Source organism: Chryseobacterium viscerum (assembly GCF_025949665.1).
Lineage (GTDB): Bacteria > Bacteroidota > Bacteroidia > Flavobacteriales > Weeksellaceae > Chryseobacterium > Chryseobacterium viscerum_A.
Genome location: NZ_JAPDFT010000001.1, coordinates 2,890,199 through 2,903,548, shown reverse-complemented (window position 1 = coordinate 2,903,548; position 13,350 = coordinate 2,890,199). Strand labels below are relative to the sequence as shown.

Genomic DNA, 13,350 nt, shown 5'->3' with positions numbered 1-13,350 from the left:
ATAAAAGGTTACAGGTGGTAGGCAGCAGGTTGTAAGTTGCCGCTTTAAATTGTATGGGCCGCATTTTTACTAACGTTTATTAAAAATAAATAAATGGTAGCAAAGCTATACTGCAACAACTATTAACTGCTACCTGCAACCTACAGCCTTTTCCCTACATTAACTGGTATTCCGGGGTAGACATGAGGTTGATGATATTCATTTTTATACTCTTATCAGAAAAATTCTTTACAGAGTTCATATCAAGACTTTGGATATTCTGAAGAAGATAATCTTCACAGTTTTTATTGTTAAAAAGTTTTTCAATACGTTCCCAGTCGATGGTAATATTCGGGTTTTTAAAGCTTTTGTTTAAAGCTGTTTCGTGGGATTTCATTCCCATATCAATATCATCATCCTGTCGGGGACTGTATTCCAAAGGCCGAAGTCCGGACCAGATCTGTGGAATCTGAAGCCTTACCATCAGGGTAGAACTGTCTATCCATGATTTTCCGTTGGGCCATCCCGCAACATTGGGTGGATAAAGCAGCATCTGTCCCAATAATTTCTGATAAACGATGAGGTTTTCAGGATTTTGAATATGCATAGGAAGGATTCGCATGATACCTGCCATCAGTTCTACAGGTGATTTTATCCTGTTGCCAATATTCTTCTGATCATAAAACCATGTGCTTGAAAATATTTCAGTCATCAGTTTTTTGATGTCATATCCGGAATTATAAAAACTGGTGCTGAGCTTATTGACGATATCCTGATCTGGTTTCTCATTGACAAAGAATTTATAAATCTTTGTTGTAATAAAGAGTGCAGTTGCTTTCTGTTCAAGAATAATATTGAGAACATCGCTTCCATCAAAGTTGCCTGTTTTGCCTAAAAAGGTTTTGCTGCCTTCATCATGAAGGTTTCTTCTTTCTTTAAAATTTCCTTCCTTATCGTAACTCCATCCGGTAAAAGCTCTTGCTCCTTCTCTTACGTCTTTTTCAGTGTAGTTACCTCTTCCCATGGTAAAGAGTTCCATGACCTCGCGGGCGAAATTCTCATTAGGATGATCCTTTTTATTCTGTTGATTATTCAGAAAATTAAGCATAGCCGGCGACTGGCTCACTTCAAAAAGCAGATCTTTGAAATTTCCCAGTGCATTCTTTCGGATGGTATTTAAAAGCTGTCTGTTGAATTTTGGATTAACTACTCTTGAGGCGAAATGTCCGTGCCAGAAAAATGCCATTTTTTCCCTCATCTGTTCCGTGCTGTTTACAATTGTGTTCAGAAAATTGAGATTCAGTTCATTATTTTGCTCTCTGTTGATCCGCTGCATTTCTTTTTTCTTTTCCGCAGGAGCTGTACTGTTCATGTAATCTGCCACAGAAACCGGATCAGGAGTATCATAGGAAATTTCGCTGAAGTGGTCTTCTTTAAATAATTCATTCATTAACGTTTTAATGTTTTTATTTTTCAAATCATCAATTTGATTAATACCAACACCAAAACCCGCTCGCCAAAGAAAATGCTTGTTTTTTAATAATGAATCAGCCATCGTGGAGAATTTATTTTTTGATGTATTTTGAAGAAAAAGGTTAAAATGATAACGGGTTAAGGATTGTTAATATTGTCGTGTCAGGCTGGAAGCTATGTCTGCAGGAAGGAGAAATTTTCTTTTCTTTTAATTATAACAGACGTGGGTTTTTATATAACAGGATATTACTTCCGGGCTCCATCTTCTTGTTTCCTTTCTTTTTCTTTAATTCACTTTTTGGGATCAATTTTTTGATAATTTTTGTTAAACAAATATTTAAATTTTGTTAAAAATAATATATTGATATTCATTACTTTATGTTTTTTAATGGTGTTAAAATCAAAGAAAAATGCTTGCTTGGCATGATTTTTACATCCTCTTGTTTAGTAAAATTTTAAAATTAGAGTTATGAAAATGTTTAAACAAGCAATAGTACTGGCTGGTATTTTAACAGCAGGTATAGCAAGCGCCCAAAGTTCTCAAATGAATAATATGATCAAAGTAGGTGCAAATGTTGGTTTAGCAGTTCCCGCTGATAATCTTTCCGCTGCAGTAGGAGTGGATGTAGCTTACCAAAACCTGATTACACCAGGATTTGGATTAGGTATCGCATCAGGATATACTCACTACTTTGGAAAAGAGAACAACGGATATAAAAATAATGATGTAGGGGTAGTTCCTGTAGCTGCTTTAATCAGAATTTATCCAAAACAAACCGGCTTCTATTTCGGAACAGACTTAGGATATGGTTTCTTAGTAGGAGATAAAACGGTTGCATCCAACACCAATGTTGAAAGAGCAAGCGGAGGTTTCTACCTTAAACCGGAGATCGGTTACCACAACAGAGACTGGAATTTCTTCGTACAATACCAAAAGGTTTTTGTAGGAACAAAAGGAGATTTGCCAGGTCAGGACTATAATGTGGGGAATATCGGTGTAGGATTCGGTTACAATATTCCATTAGGAAAGTAGTTAGATTTAATATATAAACAATTATTAACCAAAACCTTTTCACGAAAGTGGAAAGGTTTTTTTGTTCTGTGCAGGATTTACAAAAACTATTATTATATTTGGTAAAATTTGAGGTTATGATTCTGAATCCAAAATTTCCACTTTATTTACCAGGAGTAGAGAACAGTAATAATGATAATGTTTCTATCATTGGGGCAAGCCTCCGTGAAGATATAACAATCTTAGGCTATTTCGTTTCCGGGAACGGAGGTCTTGAGATAAAAGTACAAAATAAATATGCAACCAAAGAATACGCTTCTTTTTCAGATATTTTAAAGAAGTTTATTCAGGATAACCAATTGCAAAATATAAAACGTCTGGGAATGGCAGTGCCAGGTCCTGTACTTGACGGAAAAAGCAGTCCTGCAAGATTGGGCTGGAATTTAGATATTGAAGAATATGCCCGTGATTTTGGGTTTGAAAAAGTAGACATGCTGAATGACCTTGAGGCTTCTGCCTACGGAATGGCTCTTCTTGAAGATAACGATCTGGAAGCTATTTATACAAGCGGACATCTTGAAAAAGGAAATGTAGCGGTTCTTGCTCCCGGAAACGGACTGGGTGAAGCCGGATATTTCTTTGACGGAAAATACCTGAGACCTTTCGCTACAGAAGGAGGACATTCAGAATTTTCACCAAGAACCAATGTAGAAGTTGAATTTTACCAGTTTTTAAATAATATCTACGGTATTGTAAGCTGGGAAAATGTACTTTCCAAGTCAGGGTTATTCAATATTTATAGATTTTTAAGAGATGTGAAAAGGCATCCTGAACCGGAATGGCTGGGAGAACGTCTTGCACAGGGAAATTTTGTGGAAGAACTTTATAAAGCGGCAATCGAAGAGAATGTATTAATCTGCAAAATCGCTTTAGATACTTTCCTTGAGTTTCTGGCAAGAGAAGCAAACAACCTGACATTAAAAGTAAAAGCTACCGGAGGATTACTGATTGCCGGGGATATCCCTCAGATGGTCAGAGAATATATTGACAAAGCAAAATTCTATGAAAAATTCAAGATCAGTGATAAAATGGAGGGAATGCTTAAAAATATCCCGATCTATCTGGTCAAGCAAAATCATACAGCATTAAATGGTATAGCGCTTTATACGGCTTACTATCAAGTATAAAACAGAGCTCCGAAGAAATTCGGAGTTTTTTTTTGAGATGATATTATTCATGAAAATAATAAATTTTATTGATATACATCAATGAAATCTATTGAATAAGATACCTACCTTTGCCTCATTAAATAAGTAAATAACTCTATTCAATGAAAAAAATATTTTTATTAGCAGTTTTAGCTGGTGGTTTAGCTTTCGGACAGTCAAAAAAAGTAGTAGCGTCTGATGTACACTGGTGGGGATATAAAGTAGCAAAATCTGAGGCTAGCTCTCACGACGGTACTGTAAAAGTAAAGTCTGGAGATATGGTAATGAAAGGAAACCAATTGGTAGGTGGAAGCTTTGTATTGGATATGACTTCTATCAGCTCTACTGACCTTACAGGAGAATATCAGCAGAAATTAAACGGACACCTTAAGAATGGTGATTTCTTTGAAGTTGAAAAATTCCCTACTGCTAGCTTCAAAATTACAGGAGTAAAGAAAAACAACGATAAAGTTTATAATTCTCTTGTAACCGGAAACCTTACTGTAAAAGGAAAAACAAGCCCAATCTCTTTCCCTGCTAAAATTTCTTACAGCAAAGGAGTAGTAAGTTTAGTATCAAACAAATTCTCTTTCGACAGACAGAAATTTGATGTAGCTTACAAGTCTACTATGCAGGATGTTTTTGTGAAAGATGATATTGATATGCTTGTAAAGGTAACTGCTCAATAAATTAATCAAAAAAAGATTATTAAAAGTGTAGAAGTTCTACACTTTTTTTTATTTTTGTTGAATTGTAAATAAAAAAGAATGAAAAGATTACTATTGTTTGCTATGGTGTGCGCAAGTATATCATTTGTTTCTGCCCAAAAGAAATTTGATAAGGTTGCAAAAGTGACTTCATCAGAGATCAGATGGTGGGGGTATAAGGTGGTGAAAACCGAGGCTTCTTCCCACTCAGGAACAGTAAAGCTAAAGAGCGGAAAATTCAACTTTGACCACACGGTTCTGGTAGATGGAGAGTTTGTAATAGATATGAGAAGTATGATGGCGGGAGATGTTTCTGATGAGGATCAGATCAAGCTTACCAACGACCTGAAAAGCACAAACTTCTTTGAAGTAAAAAAATTCCCTATTGCAAAATTCCATTTGACTAAAATTATTCCTTTAGCAAACAGTGAATACAATTCTACAGTGTACGGTGACCTTACCCTTAAAGGCGTGAGAAAAACAATCTCTTTCCCTGCGAATGTATACGTTACTCAGTTCACCACATCTATTGAGTCTGCAAAGTTCTCTCTGAACAGAAGAGACTTTAAAGTATTCTACCAGTCTTCATTGAAAGATTATTTCATTAAGAACGAAATGGATATCCAATTCAAAGTTACTACAGAAATGCTGGATAACGAGAATAGGGTTCCGAAGAAGAAAAAATAAGATTGAATATACAATCCATACAAAAATGAGCAGTTCATCAGAGCTGCTCATTTTTTATGCTTTTGTTGAGCCGAAGATTTGTGGTAAGCCATTCCTTGTTTCTCTGTATTTTTTATAAATTCGTAGTATGAAAATTTATATCGTTAGCGGTCTGGGAGCAGACTTTAAAGTCCTTGAAAGAATAGAGTTTCCCAAACACTGTGAATTGATTTTTATAGATTGGCTTATTCCTGAAAAAAATGAGCCTTTCGATGCCTATGTCAAAAGAATGGCGGATAAAGTAGATGATTCTGAGCCGTTCTGCCTGCTGGGATATTCTTTTGGAGGCATAATTGTTCAGGAGATTGATAAATTGAAGCCTGCTGAGAAAGTGGTGATCCTTGGAAGTATAAAATCTGATAAGGAAAAATCAAAATTCATCAAAACAGGAGAGGTTACCAAAATCCCCAGATTATTGCCTGTAGGCCTGTTCAATGATAAAGCCGCCAATGTATATGCTGTTGTCCGAAAGCTTTTTGATCCTAAAAATCCAAAGCTTCTGCAATATTTTAAAGTAAGAAATCCTTATTATCTGAAATGGTCTGTAGAAAAAGTTTCAGAATGGAAGTTTGAAGAAAATCCTCATGTGATTCAGATCCTGGGTGATAAAGACATTGTTTTTCCCATCCGTTATTCCAAACCGGATTATGTGGTAAAAGGAGGAACACATCTTTTTCCGGCTACGAAATCCAAAGAAGTTTCCAAAATACTGAAGGAAGTATTTTGTGAAAATTAATAAATTATGTTTTAAATGGTTTTTTTATAGGGGTGTTTTGATGAAAAATATGATTTTTATAGAATTTATATTTAAATTTGATAGGGTTAAATATAAATTTTATGAAAATAGGATTAAAATGGATCGTTTCATTCTCTGTTATCACGCTCGTAGCAATCGGAGGTTTGTTCTGGAATCCGGCTGCGGATATTCCTGATACAGGAGAATTTTTAACTGAAGATAAAATTGTAGGGGCTGATGTCGCCTGGATTCTTGCCGCCGCAGGACTTGTTCTGCTGATGACACCAGGTCTTTCCTTTTTTTACGGAGGAATGGTTGGAAGAAAAAACGTGATTTCTACCATGCTGCAGAGTTTTATCGCTTTAGGAGTCATCTCTATGGTTTGGGTAGTTGTAGGTTTTTCTTTGTCTTTCGGTGAATCTCTGGGTATTACTATTGCCGGGAAACATTATGGTATCATTGGAAACCCTCTCAGTTATCCCTTTTTTAACGGGGTAGGAAATCTGCCTCATAAAATGATGGCTCCTACTATTCCGTTTATCCTTTTTGCTTTATTTCAGATGAAATTTGCCGTTATTACTCCGGCTATAATTACCGGATCTTTTGCGGAGAGGGTTCGTTTTATTTCTTATTTATTATTCATCGTTCTTTTCAGCATCTTTATTTATACACCGCTTTGTCATATGGTATGGCATCCTGACGGCCTTTTAAACAAATATTTTGGAGTAAAAGACTTTGCAGGTGGAACCGTAGTGCATATGAGTGCCGGTTTTGCAGCACTTGCGGGAGCCATGGTGGTTGGAAACCGAAAAAATCCGCATCATGAGCCTTCCAATATTCCGTATGTGCTTTTGGGAACAGGAATGCTGTGGTTCGGATGGTTTGGTTTCAATGCGGGATCTGCATTGAGTGCTTCTGCTTCTGCAGCCACTGCTTTCGGAACAACTACAATAGCCTCTGCTTCAGCGATGATGACCTGGATCTTTTTCGATAGAATTAACGGGAGAAGTGTTTCCGCTTTGGGTGCGTGTATCGGAGCAGTAGTAGGACTTGTGGCGATTACTCCCGGATGTGGTTTTGTAAGTATTCAGGAAAGCCTTTTCATAGGGTTTATTACAGCGATCGTATCTAATGTGATGGTCAACTGGAAAGTCTTAAAGAAGATAGATGATACGCTGGATGTTTTTGCCTGCCATGGAGTAGGAGGGATTATGGGGATGATTCTTACTGCTATTTTTGCACATGGTGAGAAAGCGAGTCTGCTTCATGGAGGAATTGATGTTTTTCTTCATCATATGGCAGCCTTGGTTTTGGTTTCTGCTTTTACATTCTTCGGTTCGCTGCTTTTATATAAGATTACCAATTCTATTATTACGCTCAGAGTTTCTGAAGAGTCCGAAAATAAAGGGCTTGACCTTTCTCAACATGAGGAAAGTTTCAGTTAACAGAAAGGACATTAAGTTATACCTAATGTCCTGAATTATATTAATTAAAATCAAAAATAATTTATTGAATGGATTCAATCGTTTCAAAGATTTTGTTTTTAGAATTTTCAAAGACTTCACCGCCAAATTCTTCATTATCTAAGGAATGAATGGTAACATCATTCACCCCCATAATTCCGAAAATATGTTTTAGATAAGTCGTTTGAAAATTGACGTGTCCGTTCTTTTCATTCTCTCCATATCCGGTATCACCACGGGTTGAGAGAATAAAAAGCTTTTTGTCTTCAAGAAGCCCTACATAATCGCCATCCGGAACTCCGGATCTGAATTTCCAGGTTTCATTAATCCGCATTACCTGATCAATATAAGCTTTTAATCCGGACGGAATGGACCAGTTGTACATGGGAGTTCCGATGACATATACATCGTGTTCTTTGAGCTCTTTGACCAGTACATTACTGAGTTGCAAAGGTTTTTGGTTTTCCTCGGTTTTGTCTGAAGATTTTTTTAATGCTCCTGCGATCCAGGATTCATCAATATTAGGAATCGTATCAGTTCCGGCTTCTCTATAAGTGAAAGTATCAAGAGGATATTTGGTTGTCCAGTTTTCAACGAAAAGCTGGGTCAGTTTTCTGCTGTAAGATCTTTCATTTCTTACACTGGCATTAATAATCAGTATTTTCATTTGTTAAGAATTTATACCAGCAAAATTCCTGATTATTTAATCCTGAAAAATTGATCTAGTTCAAGAGGATTTATTTTTTTTCCGGATTCTGCTGATAAATTCTGCAGAAACTCCCAAATAGGATGCAATCAGATACTGAGGAACTCTCGATGAAATATCAGGATAAGTATCCAGGAAATCATAATACTTTTGTTCGGCTTTGTACATGTGATTGAATACAACTCTTTTTTCAAGGGTTCCAAGATAGCCTTCCAGAATAATTCTGAAGTATTTTTCCAAGGATGGAATGTCCTTCAGCATTTTTTGAAAAGACTGGTGGCTGATCTGTAAGAGCTTTGTTTTTTCCACCGCCTGTATATTATAAATGGAAGGTTTTTGTTTTGAAAAACTGGCAATATCTGTTGCCCACCAATGATCAATAGCCAAAAAGAGGATTTCTTCATTTCCGTTTTCTTCATTGATGCAAAAGGCTTTTAGGACTCCCGAAATAATATAACTGTCATAGCGGCAGATTTCCCCGTTTCTCAATAGAAAATCACCTTTTTCCAATGTTCTTTCTGTCCAGAAACCTTTACAGGCAGCTATTTCTTCAGGACTTAGTTTGACATGTTGTAAAATGTTTTTAATTAATGTTTCCATTTAAAAAAATGATTAAAAAGAACCGTGTAATGATATATTTGATTGAAATTCACAGGATCAGCTCAATTACAAAAATACTTATTTTATGGGCTACCAAAACCAAATAAATCTGGGATTTTGCTATGCATATATTAGGATTTATCATGTATCTTTGTTTTTGAGGAAAATGACGAATCATTTATGGAATCAATATCGGTTTTTGAGATTATTAAAGTAGGGATAGGCCCATCCAGTTCGCATACGATGGGACCTTGGAATGCAGCTGCTGCATTTATCAGGATTATAAAAAGAGAAAGATCAATCGAAGAAGTTAAAGAGGTTTTTCTTGAATTTTTTGGCTCACTCGCAAAAACGGGAATAGGGCACGGAACTGATATTGCAGGAATGCTTGGTTTAAATGGAGAAGATTTTAAGACGATCAATACTTCAAAAATTGATGAGAAAATAGATTATATCAAAAGTACTCAAACCATTAATCTGGGAGGTGAGAAAGTTATTCCATTTATCTACGGGCATCATTTGATTTTAAATATGAAAAAGAGCCTTGATTTTCACCCGAACGGAATGATCTTCAGAGCTGTTTTCGAAGATGGGACAGAGTTGGTGCAGGATTTTTATTCTGTAGGAGGTGGTTTCATTGCCAGTCAGGAAAAAAACTCAATTCAAAAGCAGTGTGTACGTACATTGTATCCCTGTCATAAGGCTTCGGATATTGCAAAATATTGTGAAAAGCTGGGATTTGATAAAATTTCAGATTTGATTTTCATGAATGAGGAAAGCTGGAGAACTCAGGAAGAAACGAGACAGGAAGCGCTTTATATCTGGCAGCAGATTAAAGAATGTATCTATAAAGGGGTCAATAAGGAAGGAATTCTTCCAGGCGGACTGAATGTTTCCCGAAGAGCAGCAGGAATCAACAGAAAGCTGTTGGGAGATAAAATTTATAAGAATAAGGATGAGTGGTTCCAGCAGGTGGTAGACGCTGAAGAGAACTTCACCAATATCAACAAATGGATTGCGTGTTTTGCATTGGCAGTGAATGAAGAAAATGCAAGTTTCGGAAGAATTATTACCGCACCTACCAATGGAGCAAGTGGAGTAATTCCGGCAGTATTGATGTATGCTCAGGCATTTACACCCTTCACAAGTGAAGATGATATTGTAAGATTTTTGCTTGTAGCAGGAGAAATCGGGACATTATTCAAGAAAAATGCGACTATTTCTGCAGCGATGGGAGGATGTCAGGCCGAAATCGGGGTGTCTTCCGCAATGGCAGCAGCCGGACTTACGGAGATTTTGGGTGGAAGTGTAGGACAGGTATTGATGGCAGCGGAAATAGCAATGGAACATCACCTTGGATTAACCTGTGACCCGATCAAAGGGCTGGTGCAGATTCCATGTATTGAAAGAAATACAATGGGCGCTATGAAAGCGATTACTGCAGCCAATATTGCACTGGAAAGTGATCCTACCAAAGCAAAGGTAACATTGGATGAGGTGATTCTTACGATGTGGGAAACCGCTCAGTCTATGAGTGACCGTTTTAAAGAAACTTCGGAAGGTGGACTAGCCATTGCCGTAAACGTTCCTGAATGTTAATATAAATAACATTGTTTTAAAAATAAAACCCTTAGACATTACTGACTAAGGGTTTCTTAATAAAATAAAAGTAAAAACCGTGGGGCTTTTAGTATCGTGTGGAATTGCTTACCTTAAAATTCCTCTGATTCTGTTGGCGTTGGTGATCAGTTCTTCAAGGTATTCATAATTCTCTTTTTCAAGGGCAGATTTGAATTTTCTGAGCTGGGAAATATGTTCGTTCAGAACATCCAACACATTTTCTTTGTTTTGTTTAAAAATAGGAACCCACATTTCAGGATGCGACTTGGCAAGACGTACCGTGCTTGAAAAACCGGAACTAGCAAGCTGAAAAATAGTTTCCTCCTCACGTTCTTTTTCCAATACTGTGTTAGCAAGGGCATAAGATGTAATGTGTGAAATATGGGAAATATAAGCGGTATGGACATCATGATCTTCTGCATCCATATAGATCATGTGCATATCAAGGGCGTTAACCACTTGTTCAACAATGTTCAACGCATCTTCTGCGGATTCTTCTTTGTTGCAGATTACACCAGCTTTTCCGGAGAAACTTTCTGCAATAGCGGATTTAGGACCGTTATTTTCTGTTCCCCACATCGGGTGGAAAGCGACAAACCTTGAGCGTTTCGGATGGTCTTTTACAGCATTTACAATCCCTGCTTTCGTAGAACCTGCATCCATTACAGTCTGCTGATCAGACACAAGATCAAGAACAGAAGGCAACAGTTTTCTGGCAGCATCTACAGGAATGGCAAGAATAATCAGATCCGAATTTTTAATTCCATGCTCAAGATCTACTCCGGCATCAATAATCTTAAGCTCTAATGCATCACTGATATGCTGTGTATTGTTATCGATTCCGTAGATGAAGCTGGCGATGTTTTTCTCCCTTAATTTCAAAGCCATCGAGCCACCAATTAATCCTACTCCAATAATACTTATTTTCATCTTTCTCTATTTTTTAAAATAAAAAAACCTCGTCCCTAGGACGAGGTTTTAAATTATATTCATAAGAATCCCTATCCCAGAGCTGAGGTAAAAATTCTATAATAATATGTTCCGTTGTTAAAATTCACGTAGCAAAGGTAAAAATATTTTTCAAATGAAACGAAATTTCTTTTCTAAATTATATATAGATGGGATGAATTGGTGGCGTAGGGGGGATTTTTAGGTTTTACTTTATAGATATTATTTAGTTTTATCTAATTCTATCCATTCATTAGATGTAATTTCATCTCCAATACCTTTGATAAAATATGTATTGTTTTCTTTTTTTATTTTAAAATGGCAGTTGCCATCATTTACATTTATTAAATTAATTTCATTATTTTGAAACTGATTAATTTTATAATTTCCCTTACATAATGATGTATTGGCGTCTATAGAGGCTAAACCTGCTATAATTGTTATTTCATAACAGATTTCGGATTTAATAGAATCGTTTCTCAAATTTGTTTTGCAAATGTTATAAGAACCTTTAAAATCTATTACGTTTTTATTCAAATTTGCCTTTGTTTTTATTTCGGGTTGAAATTGATCTTCAGTCAAGGTTGAGTTTTGTTCTTTTTGAGCATTTTTCCAATCCTTCTCATTCCTTTCTTTACAACTCCAAAAGACGAAGGATGAAAATATTAAGGGGATTAAAAAAAATTTCATCATTTGTTTAAGTTATTTATTCAGATTTTATCCTGCTTTTATGAACATATCCTTTTTTACCTTCTTTAGAAACTACCAACCACCAATCTCCGTTTTGATCTAAAACTTGAACTTGTTCACCTGTGTTGATCTTTTGTAAGATTTGAGAAGAAGAATTTCTATCCTTTCTTAAATTAGTATAACCGTCAGAATCTTGAATAACAAAATTGGTATTGTTTTCTTTTTGGTAGATAAATTTTACATAATTTTTTAAAGTAGGTAAATCATAATAATTATTTTTTTCAAGATTTGATTTATATTTTGGATTTTTGTTTAAATAGCTTTCAATATCGCCTTGTATTCCTACTCTTAATTCTCTCTCAAATAAGTAAGAAATTGTTTTTTCAGGTTCAAAATATTCTTGTGGAGATGATGATATTTTACTTATAATATCACCTATTCTTAAATAACCATTACCCTCTTTAGCATAAGAAAAGTCTTCAACTTTACCTTTGTAAATAATGGTTTCTATGTCGTCAAATATTTGTTTTTTCAACTTTTTATAGCCGCCGGAATCTATAAAAATTAACTGCTCCATATCGAAAAGGCTATTAAAATCAAATTTTTTAAACACTGATTCTACAAGTTTTTTATCCTTATTGTATCCGTAGTAAACAACTAAATCGTATAATAGATTTGAATTATTTGTTTGCAACCAAACATAAGATATAGGAGTATTATAAAATACGTAAGAATTAAAGTGGTATAATAAGTCAGAATTTATAAATTCTGGTTCGTCAGCACCGGCATCCTGAACGAAAATAAATTTATTTTCTTTAATAGCTACCTCTGGAAACATTGCCGGACGTAAAGCAATTATGGAATTTTTATAATCTTTTAAATTGAAAGAAAATACATCCAAAATTTTTTGATTAAAGGTATTTTGATCAGGAAATTGAAATTTTCTTTGCTCTAATACTTTTTTCGCTTTATTGATAAATTCAGGAGACAGGTCATCATAGTTTGATTTTGTGCCGTCTCCTTCATCTGTAATATTATCTCTTAATGAAATTATATCTTTGCTATTACGCAATTGAAGTTTACTTTCTTGTCCAGTGCAAGAAAGTAGAAATGAATACAAAAGAGCTAAAGAAATGTTTTTCATTATTTGTGTTTATTTTAGAATCCAGCAATAAATTGCAGAAGTTCTATCCTGAATCAAATTGTAATAATTATTTTTTTTTTAATATTACATTTTTTAATCCATATCTTTTTTCTGTGTACTCACTCTCAAACAATAATTTACCTTTGTCATATTGAAGAATAACAAAATAAAGTGGTTTATCTGCATCAACAGTCTTATCTTTTTTAAACAGGTTATTGATTATATATTTCCCCCATATTTCCAGATTCTGTATAGATAATAGAATCTTTCTCAATTTTCAATGAAACTCCATAATCATTTAAGTTCTCGTTGGTTGCAAAATATTCTTCTGTTGGGAT

13 protein-coding genes are annotated in these 13,350 nt (G+C 35.2%); 7 read left to right on the top strand and 6 right to left on the bottom strand.

Going from position 1 to position 13,350, the window contains the following annotated elements:
- Positions 1-154: 154 nt before the first annotated feature.
- On the bottom strand, positions 155-1,534 hold the full coding sequence (locus tag OL225_RS13060; RefSeq protein ID WP_264518550.1) for a DUF1800 domain-containing protein: 1,380 nt from the start codon (positions 1,532-1,534) through the stop codon (positions 155-157).
- A 387-nt stretch (positions 1,535-1,921) separates the two neighbouring features.
- On the opposite strand from OL225_RS13060, the gene OL225_RS13055 reads away from it, so the two are divergent.
- The 6 genes from OL225_RS13055 (at position 1,922) to OL225_RS13030 (ending at position 7,286) form a co-directional block, all read left to right on the top strand.
- A complete protein-coding gene (locus tag OL225_RS13055; RefSeq protein ID WP_047377098.1) occupies positions 1,922-2,485 on the top strand; it encodes a membrane protein in 564 nt (187 codons plus the stop codon).
- 116 nt (positions 2,486-2,601) lie between these two features.
- On the top strand, positions 2,602-3,651 hold the full coding sequence (locus tag OL225_RS13050; protein ID WP_264518549.1) for a glucokinase: 1,050 nt from the start codon (positions 2,602-2,604) through the stop codon (positions 3,649-3,651).
- A gap of 143 nt (positions 3,652-3,794) precedes the next feature.
- A complete protein-coding gene (locus tag OL225_RS13045; protein ID WP_047377096.1) occupies positions 3,795-4,361 on the top strand; it encodes a YceI family protein in 567 nt (188 codons plus the stop codon).
- A gap of 78 nt (positions 4,362-4,439) precedes the next feature.
- The gene (locus tag OL225_RS13040; RefSeq protein ID WP_047377095.1) at positions 4,440-5,066 is read left to right on the top strand and encodes a YceI family protein; all 627 of its coding nucleotides are present in this window, start codon (positions 4,440-4,442) and stop codon (positions 5,064-5,066) included.
- Between the two features lie 127 nt (positions 5,067-5,193).
- Positions 5,194-5,841, top strand: coding sequence for an alpha/beta hydrolase (locus OL225_RS13035; protein ID WP_264518548.1), 648 nt, complete (start codon positions 5,194-5,196; stop codon positions 5,839-5,841).
- Positions 5,842-5,942: 101 nt separating this feature from the next.
- On the top strand, positions 5,943-7,286 hold the full coding sequence (locus OL225_RS13030; RefSeq protein ID WP_047377093.1) for an ammonium transporter: 1,344 nt from the start codon (positions 5,943-5,945) through the stop codon (positions 7,284-7,286).
- Between the two features lie 61 nt (positions 7,287-7,347).
- Here the strand turns inward: OL225_RS13030 and OL225_RS13025 are convergent, their stop codons facing one another.
- Both OL225_RS13025 and OL225_RS13020 read right to left on the bottom strand, forming a co-directional pair.
- Complete coding sequence (locus OL225_RS13025) at positions 7,348-7,971, bottom strand: FMN-dependent NADH-azoreductase (protein ID WP_264518547.1); 624 nt, start codon at positions 7,969-7,971, stop codon at positions 7,348-7,350.
- Positions 7,972-8,031: 60 nt separating this feature from the next.
- On the bottom strand, positions 8,032-8,610 hold the full coding sequence (locus tag OL225_RS13020) for a Crp/Fnr family transcriptional regulator (protein WP_264518546.1): 579 nt from the start codon (positions 8,608-8,610) through the stop codon (positions 8,032-8,034).
- A gap of 180 nt (positions 8,611-8,790) precedes the next feature.
- On the opposite strand from OL225_RS13020, the gene OL225_RS13015 reads away from it, so the two are divergent.
- Positions 8,791-10,209, top strand: a complete 1,419-nt coding sequence (locus OL225_RS13015; protein WP_047423730.1) for an L-serine ammonia-lyase — start codon at positions 8,791-8,793, stop codon at positions 10,207-10,209.
- Between the two features lie 108 nt (positions 10,210-10,317).
- Here OL225_RS13015 and OL225_RS13010 read toward each other — a convergent pair whose 3' ends face one another.
- The 3 genes from OL225_RS13010 to OL225_RS13000 form a co-directional block, all read right to left on the bottom strand.
- Complete coding sequence (locus OL225_RS13010; RefSeq protein WP_264518545.1) at positions 10,318-11,160, bottom strand: prephenate dehydrogenase; 843 nt, start codon at positions 11,158-11,160, stop codon at positions 10,318-10,320.
- Between the two features lie 240 nt (positions 11,161-11,400).
- Positions 11,401-11,871 (bottom strand): hypothetical protein, encoded by a 471-nt coding sequence (locus OL225_RS13005; protein ID WP_264518544.1) that lies wholly within the window; start codon positions 11,869-11,871, stop codon positions 11,401-11,403.
- Between the two features lie 13 nt (positions 11,872-11,884).
- Positions 11,885-13,012 carry an SH3 domain-containing protein gene (locus OL225_RS13000; RefSeq protein WP_264518543.1) on the bottom strand — a complete coding sequence of 376 codons (1,128 nt, stop codon included), beginning with the start codon at positions 13,010-13,012 and terminating at the stop codon, positions 11,885-11,887.
- Between the last annotated feature and the right edge of the window lie 338 nt (positions 13,013-13,350).